This window comes from Ignavibacteriales bacterium, assembly GCA_016709765.1.
Lineage (GTDB): Bacteria > Bacteroidota > Ignavibacteria > Ignavibacteriales > Ignavibacteriaceae > IGN3.
Genome location: JADJMD010000008.1, coordinates 235,578 through 259,360 on the forward strand (window position 1 = coordinate 235,578; position 23,783 = coordinate 259,360).

The following is a 23,783-nucleotide window of genomic DNA, read 5'->3' on the forward strand; positions in this document are numbered from 1 at the left end:
TTAAATACATCGAAGTACCGAAACTTCTTCAATCAGAGCCTTGAGCACTTCAATCCATTCAAAGTTATCCAACATATTAAAGATTCTAATTCGATAGTAAAATCACTAAATATTCATCAAAAATAATCCTATTTTTTACGCATAATAATAGAGTTTTATTCGTCTAACTCATATAACAAATGATTGAGAAAAAATTGCAGTCAAAATATCAGATTCCCATAGCGCTAGTGTTATTTTTCTTTTTTTTATTTCCGACAAATCTTTTAGCGCAAGACAGTACAAAAAGTTTAGCGTTTAAAAAAAATAGACCGTATAGAAATAATCCATACTTTTATCAACCGGATTTATCATACCAGATTTTACAACAATTTAAATTAGTCCAAATTGCTAACGGTGGCGATCCATTGGCTCAGCACGAACTTGGTTTAAGATTGTTAACTGGTGAAGGAGTTGCGGCAGATACCATTACCGCTGTTTATTGGATTAAAAAAGCAGCTTCGCAAAAACTTACATCAGCTCTTTATAATTACGGAATAATGTTGATCAATGGTTGGGGAACTGAATGGAATCCATTTACCGCATATGAAAATTTTTTAGAAGCCGCAGAAGCTGGAATGAGTCAGGCACAATACATTATTGGTGTTTTACATACGGATAATCTGATTGTCCCCCGAGATTGGAAAAAATCTTACTACTGGATTAAAAAATCTGCTGATGGAGGTTATCAACCTGCTAGTGAAGTTATGCTCGAGCTTTCACTAAAGGTTTCAGCTGAGTTTAGAGATTCTGTTGATCAAAATAAATATGCTTTAGCTAAAGATGTATTTAAAAAAGATGTTAAAGAAGATTCAAAAATGAATCCCTCACTTGGTTTGGTATTTATTGATTTTGACACTCAAACAGATTCGGTTAAAGAATTTACCGATAAGATGTTGATATCGGATTTAACGAATTTGAATCTTTCTGTTGTTAAAGATTCATTGTCTATTCAAAACGATTCATTGCTTAATACCTTTAATGATGAAATAAAAATCAAATTGCTGGATGCCCTTGCTAATGTTGGATGCCACGAAGCCCAAACTATTTTAGGCAAATTATTTGAAACTGGTGAATTTGTAATTCAAAATAAATTAATCGCTGCGGAATATTTTATTAGGGCTACAATTTTAGATTCACCGCGAGCTGCATATTTGCTTTGGCAATTAATTCGAGAAAAAGATTTTTATATAATTTTAAATGAAGCAATACAGGCTGGAAATCCTACCGCACAGTTTGTATGGTATGGATTACATAAACTTGGATATGATAACCGTTTAACAGAAAAAGATGCAATTGATCTTTTACAAAAAGCAGCAGCGCAAAATCATATACCGGCAATTATTGAACTGGGTTTTAATTATTACACAGACAAATATTTAAAGAATGATAAACAAAAAGGAATTGAGTATTGGATGCTTGCAGAAAAATTAAGTAGTCCAGAAGCTGAAGTAAGAATAGCTGCTGCAAAAGTCTTTGAATCGAATGCAAGTGTTGATTTAAGTTCAGAGATTTCTTTGTTGGAAGAGTATGAAAAAAGTGGGTCTGTATTAGCGCAATTTACTTTAGGATACTGTTATGAAAATGGAATTGGCCTAAATAAAAATTTACCAAATGCAGTTGAGCAATATAGAAATTCTGCACAACGTGGAAATCAATACGCTTATCAGCAACTAAAACGATTATATGATAGTCTTAGACCTTCAGAAAATGTTTTTAAGATTGAGTAGCAATTAAAATGGAAAATGACTTAAAAATAAATTCAAAATTACCTGAAGTCGGTACAAGTATTTTTGCAGTTATGTCTAAAATGGCAAACGACTACGGTGCAATAAATCTTTCACAAGGATTTCCGGATTTTAATTGTTCGGATCAATTGATTGAACTTGTTAATCACTTTATGAAAAAGGGGTTTAATCAATATTCACCAATGCCTGGGACAACTGAGCTGAGAAAACAAATTTCAAAAAAAATAAAACACGATTATGGAAGAGTATATAATTTTAAAAATGAAATAACAGTTACTGCGGGAGCAACTCAAGCACTTTATACAGCGTTTTCAGTATTTGTGAATAAAGGTGATGAGGTTATCATTTTTGAACCCGCTTATGATTCATATATTCCGGCTATAGTTGCAAATGGTGGCATTCCTGTTTCGATCAAACTAAATAGAAAGGATTATACTATCCCGTGGGAAGAAGTTGAAAAGGCAATCACAACAAAAACAAAGTGTATTGTCATCAACTCACCGCATAATCCGACCGGAGCTATTCTAAAAGATGATGATATTTTTCAACTTGAAAAGTTAATTAGAAATAAAAATATTTTTCTAATCAGTGATGAGGTTTATGAGCATATAAATTTTAATAGTCAAAAACATCAAAGTTTTGCAAGATACGATGAACTTGCAAAAAGAAGTTTTATTATTTCTTCTTTTGGTAAAACTTTTCACACAACTGGTTGGAAGATGGGATATTGCTACGCTCCTGAATATCTTACTACAGAATTCAGGAAGTTTCACCAGTTTATTGTGTTCGCAGTAAATACTCCCATACAATTAGCTATTGCTGAATTTTTGAAGGATGAAATAAATATTTCTTCTCTTCCGAGTTTTTATCAATCTAAACGGGATTTGTTTTCATCATTATTAAAAAATTCCAATTTCATTTTTAGAAAATGTGATGGCACTTATTTTCAATTGTTGGATTACTCAAATATTTCTTCTAAAAGTGATCTTGAGTTTGCAGAATATCTTACAAAAGAAATTGGTGTTGCTGTTATCCCTCTTTCACCATTTTATAAAAATGGAAGTAATGATAAATTAATTCGTGTTTGCTTCGCAAAAAAAGATGAAGTTTTAAAACAAGCTGCTAAAAAATTAAATCAACTATAACCTTAATGGAAAAGAAATCACAAATGGCTGACCAAATTGCAATAAGAAAACGTGCGGCAATAATTTCATTAGCTGTTGGCTTCAGCATGTTCTTCTTTAAGATCGGCGCTTATCTAATTACCGGATCAGCAGCAATTTTTTCTGACGCAGCTGAGTCCGTTGTTCACGTTATGGCTACTTCTATGGCGCTTTACAGCATCATATTAAGTTCAAGACCAGCAGATGACTCACATCTTTACGGACACGGAAATGTTGAATATTTTTCTGCTGGAATCGAGGGAGTTTTAATTGCTGTTGCAGCAATTTTTATAATTTATGAAAGTGTTCTTGCAATAATAGCAGGGCCGGAATTAAAACAATTAGGAATTGGCGCAGTTGTTATAACATTTGCTTCAATTATTAATTTACTACTTGGAAACTTTTTAATTAGAACCGGAAAAAAAACTAATTCGTTAACACTTATTGCTGATGGAAAACATGTTCTTACAGATTCCATAACAAGTTTTGGTGTAATTGTAGCAGTAATTTTAGTGATAATTACAGATATTCAAATTCTTGATCCAATAATTGCTATTGTGATTGCACTTAATATTTTACTTACAGGTTATAAATTAATTCGCGAATCAATCGGTGGTTTGATGAACGAAGTTAGACCGGAAACACTAAATCAATTGTCAGTCAAACTAGTTTCTATCAAAAAAGATTATTGGATTGATATTCACGAGTTAAGATTTTGGCAATCTGGTGATAAAGTCTTTATTGATTTTCACTTAATACTGCCATACTATTTTAATATTAAGCAATCTCACGAAGAAGAAAATATGATAGAAGCTGAGCTGCAAAAAGATTTTTCGCATGCTGATCTTAAAATACATCTCGATTATTGTATTCCACAATTATGCAGTTTTTGTGATTATGTTGAATGTGAAGTAAGAAGTGAAAATAAATCTAAATCATTTGAGTGGAATGTAAATAAACTAATTGGTGAACCAATTTTTAAAAGGATTTAATACTCTTTCAATGTTTATCCTTTTAAGACATCTGGATCTTTAACCTGAGTCAAAATTAATAATCCAACTGCAAAGAAAAATCCGACAGAAATAATTGCTAAGCGCTGATCTCCAGAGATAAAACTAACTAAACCAAAAACCAAAGGACCAACTACAGCAGAACTTTTTCCAAAAAAAGAATAGAAACCAAAAAATTCAGTTTTCTTTTCTGGCGGAGTGAGCTTGCTCATAAAACTTCTGCTTGTTGATTGACTGGATCCCATTGCAGCACCGGCAATCAATCCAACAATATAAAATCCATTTTTATCTTGAACTAAATACGCAATCAAAACCGTTATCAACCACATAACTAAAGTAATCATAATAGTTTTTTTCTGCCCGATTGAATCAGATACAATTCCAAGCAAAACAGAGCCAGCAATAGCTGTGGTTTGCACAGTTAGAAAAAATATAAGTAATTCAGTTTCTGAAAATCCCAGAGTAGTGCTTGCATAGTTGCCTGAGAAAAATATTATTGTATTTACACCTTCGATATAGAAGAAGTAAGCTAGTAAAAATAATGCAAGATTCTTATAATTTTTTAGATTTGATAAAGTGTTCCAAACTCTAGTAACACCAATTGTAAAATAAGATTCGTGTTCTAACACTTTTTTTCGATTGTCTTTTAAATAAACAAATAGCGGTAAAGAAAATATTAGAAAAAATAGTGCAGCAACAGGAAATGATTCCTTTAGCATCTCTGCCTGGATAAATGGATAAATTATTGCAAGTGTTGCCAGAGATCCTAAATAACCCATTGCAAATCCATACCCACTCACTCTTCCATAATTTTTAGGTTCAGTAATTTCAGGAAGGAATGAATCATAAAAGACTAATCCTGCTTCAAATCCGACATTTGCAAGAACAAATAAGAAAACCCCCAGAAAAACATTCCCGCTACCCACAAAATAAAGTGAGGATGTTGCCGCAATACAAAGAAGAGTAAAGAACAACAAAAATCTTTTTTTACCAGCGGAATAGTCCGCAATTGCACCAAGAACAGGAGAAATTATAGCTGTAATTATCATTGCAATGCTAGTACCAAAGGACCAGTAGAGATCGCCAATTGGCTCACCTTGAGCCACAACTTTTTTAAAATAGACAGCGTAAAGAAATGTAACAACTACAATTGAGAAAGAAGTGTTCGCAAAATCAAAAAGCGTCCAAATAAATATTTTTTTCCTATCGCGCATCAAGATTTTTTTGGATGATTTTTGGCAACTGTTTCATCAACCAAGCCTCTACCCGTTTTAGCTAAAGTACCTGCAATTTTCTCTTCTGATAAAACTTTATCAAGAATACCATTAATAAACTTTCCGCTGCCTGCTGTGCTAAACTCTTTTGCAATCTCAATTGCTTCATTAATTGAAACCTTAGGTGGGATATCAGGAAAATATAATAACTCACAAATCGCCATACGCAATAAAAGCTTATCAATAATTGCTATTCTGCCCATTTCCCAATTGCTAACTCTTTCCTCAATTTTTAAATCAAGTTCTTTTTTGTGAATTAATACACGATTTACAAGATCTTCACCATAATTTCTATCATGCTCTATTTCAATATCACCTAAAATACTTTTTGTTAGTGCCATTAAGTTTTCATTGTTCAGTTCATATGCATAAAGGATTTGCAAAACTTTTTCTCTAACAATTCTTCTCTTAAACACTGATGACATAATTTTCTCCTGTAACTCATTTTGTATAATCAAATTGCAAACAGCCAAAACACCGTTAATGCTAACGATTCTCTAATATTATTATAAAGTGCTTTCTCAAAACTCTGGGAAAGTGCTGACGCTGAAACTAAAATTTTTAATTTATGAAATTTTGCTATTTCTAATACTCTAACTAAATGATAGCCATCTGAAATAACTATTATATTTTTATTTGATTTAAAAAATAATTTTTGCTTTATAAATTGGACTTGTTCATTCGTCGATGTAGTCTCTTTTTCAAGAAATATCTGTGCGGTATCGATACCTTTAGTTTTGATATACCACAATGCAACCTCAGCTTCTGCTAACTCACCTGGCGCATTGCTGCCGGTAAGATAAATTTGTGATATTCTTTTCTCTCTATATAACTTTAGTGCTTTATCTACTCTACCTGCCAAAGATGGACTTGGTTTGTTACCCGACCAAACCGCGGCCCCAAGAACAACACCAATATTATTTTCTTTGCTTATCAATAGATCATTAAAGTGAGCTTTTTTTGCCACGATAAAGAAAAACACAACTAATAATATTGCAATCATTGAAATGGATGAGATTAAAAACGCACGTAAAAGGATCAAATTTTTAACTTTGAAAACACTCAACCAAGCAGTATAAATCATTAAAAAGTACGTAAAAATATATAGAACAAAAATTCCACCAACTAGTAATTCATCCCCGGTTTGTCCAAGATAATATATCTTTTTAAATGGCAAGGAAATAATATTTAAGATATAGATTGTAATGAGAAGCAATTGATTCACAAAAAAGATTGGCAAGAATTTTTTAGTTTCAAAAACTAAATCGCTTTTAAACCTCAAAAACAATATTCCAACTATCAAGCTAAGGGCGAAAAATAAATTACAAATGTTACCAAAACTACCTAAACTAAAAGCACTAATTGGTAGATTTTGATTTTGATATTTTAGAAAGAATAGAAAAGTAAGATTTAAAAGAATAACGATAACTATAACGATAGGGCTGGATATTTTACTCTTTTTATTCTTAGTCATAATTTCAATGAATTATTTATTTGTGTTAATTATATAATTAACTATTCAAAAAATACAAATTAAAAATTCGTAATAAAATTGCCATGTGATTAATAATCGATGGAAAAAATAAAAAAAGGGAAATAAAAAAGGCGTCTTAAAGACGCCTTACAATTATTGAAGTTTAAACACTACAGGTATTGAAACCTGAACCCTCACAGCTTTACCACGCTGCTTTCCGGGTTTAAACTTGGTTTTTTTAACTGCATCTAAAGCTGCTTCATCGCAACCAGCACCAATTCCTTTAATAATCTTTGCATCAGTAACAGTGCCTGATTCATTAACAAAAGCAAGAACATATACTTTACCTTCAACACCAGCTCGTTTTGCAATTTCAGGATAAACTATTTTTTTCTGAATTTCGGCAATTCCACCAATTGGTTCAGGCATTTCTTCAACCGCAACAAAATATTGTGGTTCTTCCTCAACTACTTTTTTATCCTCTTTTGGAGGAGGTGGAGGAGCTTCAACTTGTTCATTAATATCAATTTCTGTATCGCCTATTTCAATATCTTCTAAAACATCCGAAGACGGTGCTTCGATTGGAATAGGAGGTTTTGGAGGCGGAGGTGGTCGATTTTCTTGTTTGGTTTGATCGATTTGCTCAACCTGGAATAATTCCTGCGGTCCTTCTGAAACCACAGCTTTACCTTTTAAGTCTGGGAAAAATTTAAATGCTACTATTAATAGTGCTAAAGCAGCTATTAAACTGATTTCAAATACTTTTTTGTATTTTGCCATCAGATCCGCTTTTTTAGTTTTTACAATTGCCATTCTTTTTTTCTCCTATCTTGCAATTAGTGATGCTAACTTAATAATGAGATACTCGATTGTCAAATTATTTTTCAAGTGTTTTACAATATTATTCTTAAAAAGTTCCCGTTTTAGATTTGTTTTTTTCAAAATCAATTTGTTTCAATTTTTTGATCAAGTAACCGGTTATCAAAACTGCAGTCAAAGAGCCGCCAAAATCTGCCAACCAATCCAGGAATTCCGCGCTTCTTCCAGGGACAAACATCTGGTGGATTTCATCAAGAATTCCATAAATAGATGCAATTATGACTGTAAAAGTTGCCGGCCACTTATTAAACAATTCAATTCTATTTTGAAAATACATATTCAAATAAAGAAGTACACTTAATAAGCCATATCCACCAAAATGATTAACCTTATCGCTAATATCTGCAATTGTAATTGCAATTCCCGATGGCAACGAAGTAAGAATAAATAAAATTATCCAGTAAATTATTAACGGTAAATGGATGAGATATTTTTTGTGGGACTGAAGGTAACTATACAATACTATCCTCTAAAAATTTTACTGCAAAAGAATAGTTATTCATTATATCCGATGCAAGGTAATTTGAGATTGACTTTTCATTTAAGAGTAAATCTGCTGATAGACTGTGAAGATAAACTCCAGCAATTGCAGAAGTTTCTAAATTCTTATTCTGTGATAATAATCCTGCAATTATTCCAGTAAGAACATCACCGGAACCAAATTTTGCCATTCCACTGTTACCAGTTGTGTTAACAAATGCTTCTCCTGTTTGATTAAAAATAATGGTCGGAGCTCCTTTTAACACTAATACACACTTAAATTTTATAGCAAACTCTCTACCATATTTTAAAATATCTTTTTTGATGAGCTCTGTTTCAATTCCAATCATATTAGAAAATTCTGCAAGATGTGGAGTCAGGATACAATTTTTTAGATTAACTTTTTTTAGAAAAGTTTCATCAAGGGCAAAAAGTGCATCGGCATCAAGTACTGCTAATTTAAAACCTTGTTTAAGTAAAATATTCTGAATTGCATTTATTGTTTCTTCTTCCCTTCCCAAACCAGGGCCAATTGCCACAACATCCGCCCATTTAATTTTTTCTTGTAAAGATTTTAATCCAGTATTATCAAAGTATTTTGTTTTATCATTACCATAAGGTTCTACAACAACTTCAAGTAAATTTTTCTGGATTAGTTTTTTTACTTTATCAGGAATAGCAAGCATTGATGCACCTGCCCCTGCAATGAGTGCAGATTTAGAAGTTAAAACTGCTGCTCCCGGATATTTATAAGAACCTGCAATTGTTAAAACTTTTCCAGCAGAATATTTATGAACACTTTTTCCTCGTTTTGGAAGATTTGTAAATACATCTTCTGGCTCAACCAAATAGTTATCAGGAGTTATCGAATCAAAATAATCTGTGCCAATCCCGATCTCTTTTAAAACAACTTGGCCGCAATATTCATAACCATTAGTTATAAATAATCCTTTTTTAAATTCACCAAGTGTAACGGTTAAATCTGAATTGAATATTAAATCACCAAAACCTGTATCAGCATTTAGTCCAGTTGGAACATCAATTGCACATTTATATGCGGTAAGTTTATTTAATGATTTAACAATTGATAGATATAGCTCTTTTAATTCTCCTGTGAATCCACTACCAAGAATTGCATCAACAATTACATTACAATCTTTAAACCAGTTTATATCTTTAATTGTTTGATAGGTTTTTAATTTTATATTTTTTCTATGATTGGAAAGATTTGTTAAGATACTGTAATTGACATTACAATCCGCGCTCATGACTTTTTCTGAACCCAGGGATATAACTTTCACATTAAATCCAGCGTTTGAAAAGTGTCTTGCAACTGCATATCCATCACCACCATTGTTTCCTTTTCCACAAATAATACCAACACATTTAATATTATTTACTCGTTCTAATATGGATTCATAAATTCCTATCGCCGCGTTTTCCATTAAAACGGTTCCAGAAACTTTTAATCTTTTTATTGCGAAAGAATCAAGATTACGAATTTGAGATGTGTTGTAAAGTGGAATCATATCTTTATAATAGCAATTAAAATTTCTACAACGTCGTTGCGAGGAGGTTACAACAAAACAATCTTTTTTAGCTAAATAATGGGATCACTTGCTTCGTTTGTGATGACAATTATTAAATAAACTTAGTTACTAAACTTAAAAATGTACCCGGAAACACACCAAGCAAGATTATTACAATCACAGAAAATATTATTGCAATCATTGAATTTCTACTGTCTTCAATTACAATTTCATCCTCTGAAGATTTGAAATACATCAAAACAACAATCCTTAAATAGAAGTAAACACTTATTGCACTCGAAAGAACACCAAGTATTGCAAGCCAAGTTAAATGTGCTTTTATCGCTGCGATGAATATATAATATTTTCCAAAAAATCCTGCAAATGGTGGAATGCCAGCAAGAGCAAACATTAAAACTGCAAGGAGTGCCGCCAATAATGGTTTTCGGTTTCCTAATCCAGCATAAGAATTTATGTTAAGATTTGTTTCATCTTTTCCTTCGATAAGAGAAATGATTCCGAATGCGCCAAGATTCATAAATGTGTACGCAGCAAGATAGAATACTATTCCGGCTACGGCATCGTGATTGCCTGCAGCTAATCCAATCGCAAGATAGCCAGCGTGTGAGATTGATGAATACGCCAGCATTCGCTTAATGTTATCTTGTGCAATAGCTACTATACTACCGTAGAACATTGAAAGTACAGAGATGACAGCAAGATATGGTGTGAATAAATTTCCATCTGGTCCATTAAATAACGCTAAAAGTGTCGCTAAGATTGCACTAAATGCCGCTGCCTTTCCACCTGTTGAAAATAGTGCCGCAACGGTTGTTGGAGAACCTTCGTAAACGTCTGGAACCCACATATGAAATGGGAACGCAGCAATCTTAAATGAGAATCCAATTAAGAATAAAAGTACACCAGCAATAAATAATAAATTTTTAGTTAGCTCTGCAAAATTTGAAGTAATGTAATCTATCGAAGTTGTGTGTGCACTACCATAGATTAAAGCTATTCCGTATACGATAAATCCTGTTGCAAATGCACCGAGTAAAAAGTATTTAAGTGAAGCCTCATTAGCATTAAGTTTTTTACGATTCATTCCTGCAAGAATGTAAAATGAAACTGACATTAATTCTAATCCAAGAAAGATTACAAATAAATCTTTCGCACCAGCCATCAACATCATTCCAAGTACTGATGATTGTAAAATTATGTAATACTCTCCGAAATATGTGCCGTATTTTTTTATGTAATCTATAGAAAGCAGACAAACAACAGCAGCACCAAGAGTAAAGATTGCATAAAACACATTCGCAATTCCGCCGGTTGCAAGCATATTTTGTAATACGATTGAAACATCGCCAACATAATATAATGCGTGTAATCCAGCAGCTAAAAATAGCAGAACTGAAAACCAGGGTAGAATTGTTTCACTTTTATTAGAATACATTTCGATCAAAAGTGATATTACAATTCCTGCACCTATAATTACTAACGGAAGTATATTCCAAAATTCTTGAAAGTTATTAAACATTATAATTTTATCTTTTAAACTTCTTTTACTTTGATAATTTATTTAAGCCAAGTTCAACAGGGCTAATTTTAACTGGATTATAAATTTGTTTTACAATTTTTGCTGATGTTCTATCTGAAACTTTTAAGAATGTTGAAGGATAAATTCCTATCCAAACGATAAAAATAAAAATAGGAACGAGAACAAATATTTCTCGTCCATTCATATCTTTTAATCCATTTAGTTTTGGATTTTTAACTTCACCAAAAACAACCCGCTGATACATCCACAACAAATAAACTGCGGCAAAGATTACTCCACTTGCTGCAAACACTGTATACCACCAGCTATTTAATATTGGTGACTGAAATGCGCCGAGCAGTATTAAAAACTCTCCCACAAAACCGTTTAATCCCGGCAATCCAACAGATGAAAGCGAAGCGAACATTAATGCAAAGGAAAACACAGGAACTATTTTTGCGAGACCACCGTAGTCTGCAATCTCACGTGTGTGAGTTCGCTCATAAATAATTCCAACTAAAAGGAATAAAGCTCCTGTTGATAAACCATGATTTATCATTTGTATTACAGCACCCTGAATTGATTCCTGAGTCATTGCAAAGATACCAAGCACAACAAAACCTAAGTGAGAAACGGATGAGTAAGCAACAAGCTTTTTAACATCGGTCTGAACCATTGCAACGAGCGCACCGTATATGATTCCGATAACTGCTAAGATTGATATATATGGAGCAGCAGCAATTGATGCTTCAGGGAAAAGTGGAAGATTAAATCTCAATAATCCGTAAGTTCCCATTTTAAGCAAAACTCCCGCAAGTATTACAGAACCGGCGGTTGGTGCTTGAACGTGTGCATCAGGCAGCCAAGTGTGTAAAGGAAAAAGAGGAACTTTAATTGCAAAGCTAAATCCAAATGCTAAGAACATCCAGATTTGAATGTTCATCGGAATTTGAGGCGCAACTTTGTAAAGTTCAACCAAGTTTGTTGTAAAATATCCGAGCGGTCCGATTGCATAAACAGCCAACCAAACAATTGCAACAAGCATTAGCAAGCTGCCGAACATTGTGTAAATAAAAAATTTGATGGCCGCGTAAACTCTTTCTTTTCCACCCCAGATTCCAATTATAAAATACATTGGGATCAGCATTGCTTCCCAGAAAATATAAAAGAGAAATAAATCCAAAGAAATAAAAACGCCAAGCATTCCAACTTCAAGCATCAAAAAGAAAAATGTAAACTCTTTTACTTTACTTTCTATGCTTGACCAGCTTGAAATTAACGTTAACGGAGTTAGAAAAGTTGTTAGTAAAACTAAGAGCATAGACATTCCATCTATGCCAACGTGGTAATAAATGTTTAATCCATCAATCCATTGGATTTTATGAATGAATTGAAAATCTGAATTCGATGAATCAAACTGAAAATAAATTACAAGCGAAAGCAAAAAAGCAATTGTTGAAATTCCAAGTGCGGCATATCTTACATGGTTTGCCTGTTCTTTCTTGATAAATAAAATCAAAAATGAACCGATAAGCGGAATTAAAATTAAATATGTTAACAGTGAATTTTGTTCCATTTTATAAACTTAAAATTATCCAGAAGAAAGCCGCAACAATTCCAAGCATCATAACTAATGCATAAAATTGAGCCACGCCTGTTTGTAATTTTCTTATGTTGATAGAAATTATATCAATAAGTTTTGCTGCACCATTTACTACGCCATCAATAATTTTATTGTCTGCTATTTTCCATAAAAATGAACGAGAAGTTTTTAATATTGGATTTACAAAAACAGTGTCATAAGTTTCATCAACAAAGTATTTATTCCAAAGAAGATTGTATAATCCTTTAAACTTTTGTGATGCATTTGATGCGATGCTTGGTTTCTTTAAGTAAACATATCTTGCAAATGCTATCGCACTAATTGCAAACACAACTGAAAGAACCATTAATAAAATTTCTTCAAAGTGCGAGTGCATATTAAATGTTGCAAGTTTTCTATCTGCATCTTTAAATATTGGTGCTAAGAAATTGTGGAATTGATTTCCATGTTCGCCTGAAAATATTTCTGGTATTCCGATGAATCCACCAACAGCGGCAAGAACAGCTAAAACCATTAATGGAATTGTCATTAATGCTGGAGATTCGTGAGGATGTTTATCATGCCCAAATCTCTCTTTACCTTCAAATGTTAGAATGTAAAGACGAAACATATAAAATGCTGTCATCATCGCTGTGCCGGCACCTAAAATCCAAAAGAATAAATTACCATTGGCATAAGAGTACCAAAGAATTTCATCTTTGCTAAAAAATCCTGAGAGAGGTGGAATTCCAGAAATAGCAAGAGCAGCAATTAAAAATGTAAAATATGTACGAGGCATATATTTCTTTAGTCCGCCGTACTTTTGAATATCTTGTTCTTCGTGCATTGCGTGAATTACAGAACCTGCGCCAAGGAATAAAAGAGCTTTGAAAAATGCGTGAGTCATTACGTGAAAAATTCCAGCAGAAAATGCTCCCATTCCCATTGCCAAAAACATGTACCCAAGCTGAGAAACAGTTGAGTAAGCTAAAACTTTTTTTATATCATTTTGTACGATACCGATTGTGGCTGCAAAGAATGCTGTTAACGCTCCTATGATCGCAACAACCATTAATATATCAGGCGCACTTGCAAATATGATTGAAGTTCTAGCAACCATATAAACTCCAGCCGTAACCATTGTAGCAGCATGGATAAGTGCTGAAACAGGAGTTGGGCCAGCCATCGCATCCGGCAACCAAACGAATAAAGGAATTTGTGCTGATTTTCCAGTTGCTCCGATAAATAAGAAAAGTGCTATAAATCCAAATGTAGCTTCTGAAACATTGAATGAAACTGCGCGTGAAAAAACTTCGTTAAAATTCAAGCTTCCAAAAGTCATATAGATTAAAAACATTCCAAGTAGAAATCCAAAATCACCTATTCTATTTACTATAAAAGCTTTTTTACCAGCATCGGAAGTTGTTGATTTTTCAAATTTTCTATCATACCAAAATCCAATTAACAAATAAGAACAAAGGCCAACGCCTTCCCATCCTAAAAATAAAAGAACAAAATTATCTGCAAGTATAAGATTCATCATTGCAAAGATGAAAAGATTTAGGTAGGTAAAAAATCTCCAAAAACTTTTATCACCATGCATATAACCGATTGAATAAACATGGATAATAAATCCCACTCCTGTTACAATTAAAGCCATTACAAGAGAAAGCTGATCAACTTGATAAGCAAAACTTACATTTAAATTTCCAACGTGTAACCAGCTAAATAAAGTTACAATTTTTTGCCGCTGATCAACAGGTAAACCAATTGTTTCAAAAAAAGCACCGAGAGCGATTAGAAATGATAATCCAATTACACCACTGCCGATAATTCCAATGACTTTTTCATTTTTAATTTTGCTGCCAAAAATTCCATTGATTAAAAATCCAACGAATGGAAGAATAACAGTTAAATAAATTAATTCTCTCATACTATTATAATTATGCTCAGATTTTTACCATTTAAGAATATTTATTTCATCGATATTAAGAGTAAGCTTGTTACGGAAGATTGCTAAAATAATTGCAAGCCCTACAGCAGCTTCTGCAGCCGCAACTGTCATTACAAAGAAAACAAATAGCTGTCCAATTGAATTACCGAGATAAGATGAAAATGTCACTAACGTTAGGTTTGCAGAGTTTAACATTAATTCGATACTCATAAAAACAATGATTGCATTTCTTCTTGTAAGCACGCCGGCAACCCCGACTATAAACATAAATGCACTTAGGATTAAATAATATTCAATTGTGATATTCATAATTTGATGACTTTTTTACTCAAACTTCTTTTTAGCTAAAACTAAAGCACCAATTGTTGCCGCTAATAATAAAAACCCTGCTGCTTCAAATGGAACTACATAATTCGTAAATAACTCTCTGCCAATAGCTTCAATTGTTCCGGCTTCTATACTTTTTGCTAAATTTTTTGAAATATATTGTGATGGACGAGCAAAGAAAATCATATAAGCAAGTTGCACAAATACAACACCCGCAATAAACATCGCAAAGATTTTAGTTTTTGAATTTGCTTGTAAAAACTTCTGTTCATTTTCAGGTCGTAACAACATCAAAACAAAAAGGAATAAAACCATTATTGCACCAGCGTATACGATAACTTGTGTTACAGCAATAAATTGAGCGTTTAATGTAAGATACAATCCTGCAAGAGATGCAAAGTTTAGCACAAGAAATAATGCCGCAATAACTGGATTACTTCTTGTTATCATTATCACAGCAGTAACTGCAGCAACGATACCAAAAACAAAAAATAAAATTATGTCTAAACTCATTTAAAAATTTTTCTGATTAATTGTACACTATAAAATAGTACATTATTAATTGCTATGGAGTATTACGATAAATCATTCTAGGAAAAGGAATTGCTTCACGCAAATGGTCTAATCCACAAATCCAGCTAACAGTTCTTTCTAATCCTAATCCAAAACCTGCATGTGGAACAGAACCATATCTTCTTAAATCCAAATACCATTCAAATGCACTTTGTGGAAGATTGTGTTCTTTTATTCTTTCTAAAAGAAAATCAAGATTATCTTCTCTCTGGCTGCCGCCGATAATTTCACCATAACCTTCTGGTGCAAGAACATCCACAGCAAGAGCATACTTTGGATTTTTAGGGTCACGTTTCATATAAAATGCTTTTACTTCGGCTGGATAATGATGAACCATAATAGGTCTATCATACTGTTCAGATACAATTGTTTCATCCGTTCCGCCTAGATCATTTCCCCATTGAAAATCAATTCCGTTCTTTCTTAAAATTTCAACTGCTTCATCATAGTGTACTCGTGGAAAAGGTCTTTTGACGTTTTGAAGCTTTGTTGTATCTCGTTCAAGAACTTTTAATTCTTCTGTCATATCAGTCAATACGGTTTGAACAATGTACTCTAAAAATTCTTCTGCCAAATCCATATCATCGTTTAAATCATTAAACGCAACTTCAGGTTCAACCATCCAAAATTCTGTTAAGTGTCTTCTTGTTTTAGATTTTTCTGCCCGAAAAGTTGGACCGAATGTATAAACTTTCCCAAGCGCCATTGCTCCGGCTTCTGCGTAAAGTTGACCTGACTGGGTCAAATAAGCATTGCCTAAGTCAAAATAAGGAGTTTCAAAAAGTGTAGATGTTCCTTCAACTGCATTGGGAGTAAGAATTGGCGGATCCATTAATGTAAAACCGCGTTCATCAAAAAAATCTCTTATAGCTTTCACAACACGATGGCGAATTTTCATTATTGCAACTTGCCGGCTTGATCGCAACCACAAATGTCTATTATCAAGTAAAAATTCAATTCCATGTTCTTTTGGAGTGATTGGGTAATCATGAGCCTCAGAAATAACTTTTAAATCAGTCGCATCAAGCTCGTATCCACCCGGTGCACGTGGTTCTTCTTTAACTTTTCCAGTAACTTCAATTGAAGATTCCTGACCAATCTTATCAGCTTTATCAAAAACTTCTTCGGTCAAATTACCTTTAAAGTAAACGCATTGCAGATAACCAGAACCATCACGAAGGATGATAAATTTTATTTTGCCGCTTGAACGTTTGTTGAAAAGCCATCCTCGGAGAGTAACTTCTTGCCCTACGAATTTACCAAGATCACTTATTGTAATTTTCTGCATTAAATCTGATATTTTCTTCAAAAAATGATTGCCAAATATAAAGAGTGGGTGCAAAAAAACCAATCAATGGTAACTATTCATTATTTAATTATTACTAGATTTTTGTAAAATTCTATACGAAGAATTGATATTATGAATTTTGTTGAACAAAACTCGATATGACAACTACTATTAAATTGACAAATAAGACTTAAGTTCACCTAATTGTTCCAAAACCAAATTTGAATTCACCATCAACTTTTCTTTTACTTGATGTCCATTTGCAATTAAGATACATTTCACTCCCATTGCCTCAGCAACTTCTGCATCATGTAAAGTATCGCCTATAAACAAAACTTCATTTTTGTTTACATCTAGTTCTTCAATAAGTTTTAATCCAAGATGTGTTTTACTGCCCGCGTAAATGTTATCAAGACCAACTATGTTATCAAAATACTGTGTAAGATTATAATGGTCTAAAATGCTTACCAAATTATTGTGCAAATAAGCAGAAAGCACAGATTGCTTTATCCCTTTTTTGTGAATTACTGATAATACTTCAATAGCATTTTCGTGTAAGTTACAAGTGAGTTTTTTAGATTCATATTCATCGATAAAATCTTTACCAAGAACTTCAAAAGAAGTTTTTGAAAAATCTAAACCGGCAGCTGTGTAATAATCCTGAACAGGAAAAGTAAAAATCCCTTGATACTTTTTAAATGATAGCTGAGGTAAATTATTATCAACAAGAATTCTATTAATAATTTTTCTACAAAAATCTACATCGTTTAATAAAGTTCCGTTCCAATCCCAGATAATGTGTTTATAATTATTTATCAATTTCTTCTTTCAGTTTTTGTGATAATTCAAAAATAAGTTCGGCTGTAATTCCCCAAATAATTTCTTGGTTTGTTTTATAAACTAAAACTCTGTGTTTCCCCCGCTTCCAAGGAATGGAATACTGTTCCGGCAAACCTAATTTTTTAACAGGAAAATGGTCAATCCTTTGTCCGGTTTCATCTATTGTAAAAGGATGAATTTCTATATTAGTATGATATTCATCAGGATCGTTCTCCATAAAATATTTTAATGGGATTAAAAATATTCGCTCAACTTCTTTTTTATCAATCTCTAATTCATCTAAAGATTTTAAGTTTAAAATTCCAATGTAAGCCTCAACAATTACAGCCATTGGTGCAATTAGAGTTCCGAGTTTTCCAAGAACAGTAATTTGTTGTTCATCAATTCCAAGTTCTTCGCAAGTTTCTCTAACCGCGGCAGAAAGAAAATCTTTATCTTTTTTAGATTCAAAATGTCCCCCCGGAAAACTAACTTCGCCAGGCTGTCTAACAGTTTGTGATCGCTTTTGGAATAAAACAAATTCACATCCTTCAACCACTACCATGGGTATCAGCACGGCGGAGTTTAAATATTTTTCTCTTCCAACTATTGGGCAATCCGATGTAACTATATCTTTTAATCTATTTATGTAATCCATTAAACTTTCTATATAATTTGTGATGAATAACTCAAATATAAATAACTTAAATGGATTGCTTCTTTACTGCATTGAATAAATTGTATTTAGTTGTTATTGTTATTTGCAAATAAAAAAGGGATGTATGAAAAATTTACTTTTTTCGATAATAACCGCATTAACAATGATAATTAATTACCATACTATTCATGCTCAAACTAGTAGCAACTTAAATATTGTTGATATAAGTATCGATAAAACTTTCGGGAAAGAGTATTTTCCAACTAATTTTAAAAATAAGTTAATATATGAATCAACTTTTGGTGATCTTGAATTGAAGGTAACAAAAGAAAAAGATAATTATATATTTGGTTACGATTCGGATAAATTCAAATATAAGCAAAAACTTTTTGTTGATGATAAAGGTCTATTTGTTAATGAAACTTATCAAAAAATTAAATTACTTTTATTTATCACGAAAGAAGGTAATTACGTTTACGATAAACCTCTTTTAAGAATTCCGTTTCCAATAACAATTGGTCAGGAGTGGAGCTGGGACGGAAAGGAATTTATAAATGGTGAAACTCATACAGTAAAACTAAAAGGGAAAGCAGCTAAGATTGAAACTATTACAACTCCAGCCGGAAAATTTGAAACTTTAAAAGTAGAATCAACTTTGGAAACTTCAGAGGGATCAAAAAATCTTTTGACTGAGTGGTATGCAAAGGGTCTAGGCATGGTAAAAATGCAAGTGATAATTGAAGGCGGCGGAATGTTAGGTTTTGCTCGTGATGTTTTGGGTTACGGAACTATATTATTTGAATTGAAGGAAATTAGAAATAATTGAAAATAGAATTAAGTAATCTCAAATTTCTAAAATTATAAACTTGAGTAATCAATAAAACATATGATTTAATTTCAGTTTTTTTCTTAGCCAATCAAAAATTCTAGGTTGATTGCAAATTAAAAATTTATGCAGAATGGAGGCAAAATCAGGTGTTCTTAGAAATCCATACGACTTATGTGGATTTCTGATATCAGCAATTATAAATATCGGCTCAAATTTTATTTAGATATTAAAAGGTTGTCTGAAGCCGATTTTAAATAATTAATTCTATAAAAAATATTTATGATCACATTAAAAGTAACTAAATAGTCTGTCAGAAGTATAAAATAGAAAAAGTGGCAATCTTTGATATTCGATCTGATTAACTGTTTAAGTATTGGCTTTTTAAAATGAGAACTGCCGAAGCACAAAAATGAATTCGAACATTTGGAAATAAAAAAACCTCAAAACCGAATGATTTCGAGGTTTAATGTGGGCCCAGATGGACTTGAACCACCGACCCTCTGATTATGAGTCAGATGCTCTAACCAACTGAGCTATGAGCCCAAATTTTAAGCGCTCAAAAATAGTATTTAATCTTACTTAAATCAAGAAATTAAAACTTCTCACCTATAAAATTCTTTTACCTTCTATTTGTTAAAAGTGCAAAGCCCAAAAAATGATTATTAACTTAATATAAAGATCAATTTTAGGTCTCAGCCAGTCTTTAAATAATTCAGAAAGATTTTCAAGTTCCGCAGCTCAATCAATATTAATTTGGCACCTATTTTAATTACTCAGTTTTTCGATTCCAGTACTACCTGGCCCATGCAATAGAGAAACAATACTCCCATTAAAATGATCAATAAATCTAGTACTGGTTTCAACCACAAAAAGCAATAATCTCCCCCAAGAATAACAGGAATTATTTTTAATTCTTTTAAAAATCTAAAGTAGTTTTTATTCAGATATTTTGGATTGCTGATTTCAATACCAATTGGAATATTCGAATAGGCTCTTTGATGCCATTTTATTTTTGTTCAGATATTCAAATTGAAATATCAAACAACCAACCTGATTTTGTAAAGGTTTTATCGACTCAAGAAATTGATTAAATAAATCAATGGATAGGAAATGTGGATTTTTTATTAATCTTTCAGTTTTATTTTTTTAAAATGAGTAAGTGTAATTGAATTCGATACTTTTACGGTAAATAAAAAATCTTTAAGAACAGAATTTTTAGAATCTGTAACAATTTTTTTGAGGTAAGATCACTTTAGATGGAACAAAGAGGGACAAAAACTATTGATTAATTTCAACAGTATTAAAATGATTTGAATATTCGGCAAGATAATTGATATTTTATAACTCAGGATAGATAATTCCTTTCCAAGAATCATATTTCCAACACCAAGTTCAAATTCTAAGAGAGCGCAATTCTTTAGTTAATCCTTGTTGAATCTATTATTTTATCTGCCTTATAAACTCTAATGATATCAAGTTTGCCAGTTGAATCATAATTCTTCCATTCACCTACTCTAAGTCCATTTAACAGATTTCCTTCTTCAATAATTTTTCCACTTTGATTGTACCATGTCCATTTGCCTGTTGGTATATCGTTATCAAAACTTCCTGTAGTTTCTATTGACCCTGTTGGAAAATAATATTTCCATTCTCCAACATTTTTATTGTTCTTCATTTTTCCTGATATCTGAACTTTATCATTAGGAAAATAGGTTATGAAATCACCTTCTTTTATTCCATCCACAACTTCATATTCAATTTTCATATCAAGCATACGAGACTTGTGTCTACCAGTGAATGGCTTTGCTGAAAGTGAATCGCTGTAAAGTAATCCATCCTCAAGAACTAATGGATCTGGAAGTCTTTCAATTTTCTGATTATTACAAGAAATAAAAAGAAAAACTATCAAAACGGAAATAAAATATTTTGTCAATTGGTAACTCAGGTTAAAGAAATAAAAAAGACTATTTATTAAGTGTGGAATATGCTTCTAGTAATTTAGATTTTGTTTCTGCAAGATCTTGAGAAATAACTTTTACATCACCAATTATAGGCATAAAGTTAGAATCACCATTCCATCGGGGTACGATATGAAAGTGAATATGATCCTCAATGCCAGCACCTGCAACACGTCCAATATTTGCACCAATATTAAAACCTTGAGGATTTAAAACTTTAAGCAAAGCTTTTTCTGCAAGTTGTAATTTTTGAAATGCTTCTTTTATCTCAACTTCTTTTAATCCGGAAAAATCGTTTGTATGTCTTTTGGGTACGACCATTAAATGACCGTTATTATAAGGATAAAGATTTAACACTGTAAAAGTATTCTCCCCTCTATCAACCAAAAGGTTACTAGTATCATCTGGATTGAGATCCAACATCGAACAAAAAATGCACTTTGATTTATCCTCTTCAGATTTAAAGGATTCAATATATTTTGATCGCCAAGGAGACCAGAGTTTTTCCATTCTTAACCTTAAATTAAAAAGGCGGAAACAAGTTCCGCCTTAATATTACTTATCCTCTTCACGAGATTTATTATATTCATCAATCACTTTATGTTCAACTTCTTTTGGAACTTCTTCATAATGTGAGAATTTGCGTTTATGAACGCCTCGACCCTGAGTTATACTTCTAAGTTGAGATGAATACTTGTACAGTTCTGAAAGGGGTACATGTGCCTTAATAATCTGAAAATGCCCATCAGAATCCATTCCTAATATTTTACCGCGCTTGCTAGAAATATCACCCATTACATCACCCATATATTCATCGGGTACGATAACTTCCACTTCATAGATTGGCTCAAGCAAGCAAGGTTTACATTCCAAAAATCCTTTTTTAAAACACTGATTTGCAGCAAGTTTAAAGGACATTTCATCAGAATCAACATCGTGATATGAACCAAAATGGAGTGTAACTCTAACATCAATTACTTGATTACCTGAAAGAACGCCTTTTCCCATTGTCTCTATAATACCCTTTTCTACTGCGGGAATAAATCTACCAGGAACAACACCGCCAACGATAGCATTTACAAACTCAAAGCCTGTACCTCTTGGTAACGGTTCCATTTTAAAGTGAACATGTCCATACTGTCCTCTTCCACCGGATTGCTTTTTATGTTTGTACTCAACATCATCAGCTCTGCCTTTTATAGTTTCGCGATATGGAATTTTGGGTTCAATAAGATCAACATCAACCTTGTATCTTTCCTTTAGTCTTTTAGCAGCAAGTGAAAGTTGTAATTCACCTTGACCCGAAATAATAGTCTGAGAAATTTCAGGATCAAATTTTACATAGAAAGATGGATCCTCTTCGTGAAGAGTGTGAAGACCAGATGCAATCTTATCTTCATCGCCTTTAGCTTTTGGCAGAATTGCACTGCGAATAACAGATTCAGGAAATTCAATTGGGCTAACAATAACTGAAAGATTTTTAGAAGCAAGAGTATTGTTTGTATGAGTATCTTTTAATTTAACAACAGCACCTAAATCACCTGCAGAAACCTGAGAAACATCTTTTCTGTTTCTTCCATTTAAAACTGATAGCTGACTTAACCTTTCGGTTTTACTATTTGTTTCATTTAAAAGATCTAATCCTGCTTTTACAGTTCCTGAGTAAACCTTAAATAAGGAAAGTTCACCAACATGCTGCTCAGCAATTGTTTTAAAAACAAAAATAACAGGTTCACCATTTGCATCAGGTTTAACTAATACTTTTTCAGATTTTCCTGCAAGTGTAACTTCTTCACCGCCCCTATCAACAGGAGCAGGAAAATAGGCAGCCATAAAATCTAAGAAATTATTTAATCCAACAGCTTTGGTTGCAGAAACGGCAAAAACAGGAGTTAAACTTCTTCCTAAAATCGCTGCTTTCAAACCGGCTTCAATATCTGCATCACTCAAAGAACCAGCTTCAAAATATTTATTCATCAATTCTTCGTTTGTTTCAGCAATCTTTTCAATTAACTCAGTACGAAGCTCTTCTGCTTTAGCTTTTAAGTTTTCTGGAATTTCAGCTTCAGTAATTTTTTTTGATCCGGTATCACCGTAAGTAAATGCTTTCATTTTAAGAACATCAATTACGGTATCAAAACCTAAACCTTCAGATGAAGGAAAGGTAACCGCGATTGCGCCACTAGTTAATCTTTGTTTTGCCTTTTCTATTGTTTCATCAAAAGTAGAGTGCTCATTGTCAACTTTGTTAACAATGATAGCAGAAGGTAATCCAAATTCATCAACAAATTTTCCGCTTACTTCGGAACCGACTTCTACACCTTCAGCAGATTTTAATACCATTACTGCTGTATCACAAACTTTCATTGCAGATTTAACATCGCCTATAAAATCTGAATAGCCCGGTGTATCTAAAACATTTATTTTTTTGTTGTTCCATTCGATATGCATTAGTGAAGTTGAAATTGAAATTTGTTTTTCTATTTCATTTGATGTGTAATCAGAAACCGTTGTGCCTTCCAAAACATTACCAATTCTATTTGTTTCGCCGGCAGTAAATAACATAAGTTCTGAAATTGAAGTTTTGCCGCCTCCGCCGTGACCGATTAAAGCAATATTCCGTATAGATTCAGGTGCGTACTCTTTCAAGGGAATTCCTCCT

General features: G+C 32.5%; 21 protein-coding genes and 1 tRNA gene. 4 read left to right on the plus strand and 18 right to left on the minus strand.

The genetic code is table 11. From position 1 onward, the window contains the following. Positions 1-179: 179 nt before the first annotated feature. From IPJ23_02445 to IPJ23_02455, 3 genes are read left to right on the plus strand one after another with little or no spacing between them, the layout of a single operon-like run. On the plus strand, positions 180-1,766 hold the full coding sequence (locus IPJ23_02445) for a sel1 repeat family protein (protein ID MBK7629577.1): 1,587 nt from the start codon (positions 180-182) through the stop codon (positions 1,764-1,766). 8 nt (positions 1,767-1,774) lie between these two features. Further along, entirely contained in the window at positions 1,775-2,929 is a 1,155-nt protein-coding gene (locus IPJ23_02450; protein ID MBK7629578.1) for an aminotransferase class I/II-fold pyridoxal phosphate-dependent enzyme, read from the plus strand. 23 nt (positions 2,930-2,952) lie between these two features. Further along, positions 2,953-3,939 (plus strand): cation transporter, encoded by a 987-nt coding sequence (locus IPJ23_02455; protein MBK7629579.1) that lies wholly within the window; start codon positions 2,953-2,955, stop codon positions 3,937-3,939. Between the two features lie 14 nt (positions 3,940-3,953). Here the strand turns inward: IPJ23_02455 and IPJ23_02460 are convergent, their stop codons facing one another. From IPJ23_02460 to IPJ23_02525, 14 genes are all read right to left on the minus strand, one after another. Further along, complete coding sequence (locus IPJ23_02460; GenBank protein MBK7629580.1) at positions 3,954-5,171, minus strand: MFS transporter; 1,218 nt, start codon at positions 5,169-5,171, stop codon at positions 3,954-3,956. Continuing rightward, the gene (nusB, locus tag IPJ23_02465) at positions 5,171-5,656 is read right to left on the minus strand and encodes a transcription antitermination factor NusB (GenBank protein MBK7629581.1); all 486 of its coding nucleotides are present in this window, start codon (positions 5,654-5,656) and stop codon (positions 5,171-5,173) included. The genes IPJ23_02460 and nusB overlap by 1 nt, the downstream gene beginning before the upstream one ends. Before the next feature lie 29 nt (positions 5,657-5,685). Further along, positions 5,686-6,705, minus strand: a complete 1,020-nt coding sequence (locus IPJ23_02470; GenBank protein ID MBK7629582.1) for a YdcF family protein — start codon at positions 6,703-6,705, stop codon at positions 5,686-5,688. Between the two features lie 153 nt (positions 6,706-6,858). Further along, positions 6,859-7,518, minus strand: a complete 660-nt coding sequence (locus IPJ23_02475; GenBank protein ID MBK7629583.1) for an energy transducer TonB — start codon at positions 7,516-7,518, stop codon at positions 6,859-6,861. Positions 7,519-7,612: 94 nt separating this feature from the next. After that, positions 7,613-8,044 (minus strand): VanZ family protein, encoded by a 432-nt coding sequence (vanZ, locus tag IPJ23_02480; protein ID MBK7629584.1) that lies wholly within the window; start codon positions 8,042-8,044, stop codon positions 7,613-7,615. Continuing rightward, positions 8,037-9,593 carry an NAD(P)H-hydrate dehydratase gene (locus IPJ23_02485; GenBank protein MBK7629585.1) on the minus strand — a complete coding sequence of 519 codons (1,557 nt, stop codon included), beginning with the start codon at positions 9,591-9,593 and terminating at the stop codon, positions 8,037-8,039. Before IPJ23_02485 ends, vanZ begins: the two co-directional genes overlap by 8 nt. Before the next feature lie 112 nt (positions 9,594-9,705). Next, positions 9,706-11,133 carry an NADH-quinone oxidoreductase subunit N gene (locus tag IPJ23_02490; protein ID MBK7629586.1) on the minus strand — a complete coding sequence of 476 codons (1,428 nt, stop codon included), beginning with the start codon at positions 11,131-11,133 and terminating at the stop codon, positions 9,706-9,708. Between the two features lie 25 nt (positions 11,134-11,158). After that, a complete protein-coding gene (locus tag IPJ23_02495; protein ID MBK7629587.1) occupies positions 11,159-12,709 on the minus strand; it encodes an NADH-quinone oxidoreductase subunit M in 1,551 nt (516 codons plus the stop codon). A 1-nt stretch (position 12,710) separates the two neighbouring features. Continuing rightward, entirely contained in the window at positions 12,711-14,648 is a 1,938-nt protein-coding gene (gene nuoL, locus IPJ23_02500; GenBank protein ID MBK7629588.1) for an NADH-quinone oxidoreductase subunit L, read from the minus strand. Between the two features lie 24 nt (positions 14,649-14,672). Continuing rightward, positions 14,673-14,978 (minus strand): NADH-quinone oxidoreductase subunit NuoK, encoded by a 306-nt coding sequence (gene nuoK, locus IPJ23_02505; protein ID MBK7629589.1) that lies wholly within the window; start codon positions 14,976-14,978, stop codon positions 14,673-14,675. 15 nt (positions 14,979-14,993) lie between these two features. Next, positions 14,994-15,509: an NADH-quinone oxidoreductase subunit J gene (locus IPJ23_02510; GenBank protein MBK7629590.1), complete on the minus strand. Its 516-nt coding sequence runs from the start codon at positions 15,507-15,509 to the stop codon at positions 14,994-14,996. 52 nt (positions 15,510-15,561) lie between these two features. Next, positions 15,562-16,857 (minus strand): asparagine--tRNA ligase, encoded by a 1,296-nt coding sequence (asnS, locus tag IPJ23_02515; GenBank protein MBK7629591.1) that lies wholly within the window; start codon positions 16,855-16,857, stop codon positions 15,562-15,564. 171 nt (positions 16,858-17,028) lie between these two features. Next, the gene (locus IPJ23_02520; protein ID MBK7629592.1) at positions 17,029-17,676 is read right to left on the minus strand and encodes an HAD family hydrolase; all 648 of its coding nucleotides are present in this window, start codon (positions 17,674-17,676) and stop codon (positions 17,029-17,031) included. Further along, a complete protein-coding gene (locus IPJ23_02525; GenBank protein MBK7629593.1) occupies positions 17,666-18,334 on the minus strand; it encodes a CoA pyrophosphatase in 669 nt (222 codons plus the stop codon). Before IPJ23_02525 ends, IPJ23_02520 begins: the two co-directional genes overlap by 11 nt. 124 nt (positions 18,335-18,458) lie before the next feature. Between IPJ23_02525 and IPJ23_02530 the strand changes: the two genes are divergently transcribed. Beyond that, a complete protein-coding gene (locus tag IPJ23_02530) occupies positions 18,459-19,160 on the plus strand; it encodes a hypothetical protein (protein ID MBK7629594.1) in 702 nt (233 codons plus the stop codon). Positions 19,161-19,632: 472 nt separating this feature from the next. Here the strand turns inward: IPJ23_02530 and IPJ23_02535 are convergent. The 4 genes from IPJ23_02535 to fusA all read right to left on the minus strand — a co-directional run bounded on the left by IPJ23_02535 (position 19,633) and on the right by fusA (position 23,770). Continuing rightward, positions 19,633-19,706 (minus strand) — tRNA-Ile (locus tag IPJ23_02535). Positions 19,707-20,580: 874 nt separating this feature from the next. After that, on the minus strand, positions 20,581-21,096 hold the full coding sequence (locus IPJ23_02540) for a toxin-antitoxin system YwqK family antitoxin (GenBank protein MBK7629595.1): 516 nt from the start codon (positions 21,094-21,096) through the stop codon (positions 20,581-20,583). A 31-nt stretch (positions 21,097-21,127) separates the two neighbouring features. After that, a complete protein-coding gene (locus tag IPJ23_02545) occupies positions 21,128-21,631 on the minus strand; it encodes an HIT domain-containing protein (protein ID MBK7629596.1) in 504 nt (167 codons plus the stop codon). 45 nt (positions 21,632-21,676) lie between these two features. Continuing rightward, positions 21,677-23,770, minus strand: a complete 2,094-nt coding sequence (gene fusA, locus IPJ23_02550) for an elongation factor G (protein MBK7629597.1) — start codon at positions 23,768-23,770, stop codon at positions 21,677-21,679. Positions 23,771-23,783: the final 13 nt, after the last annotated feature.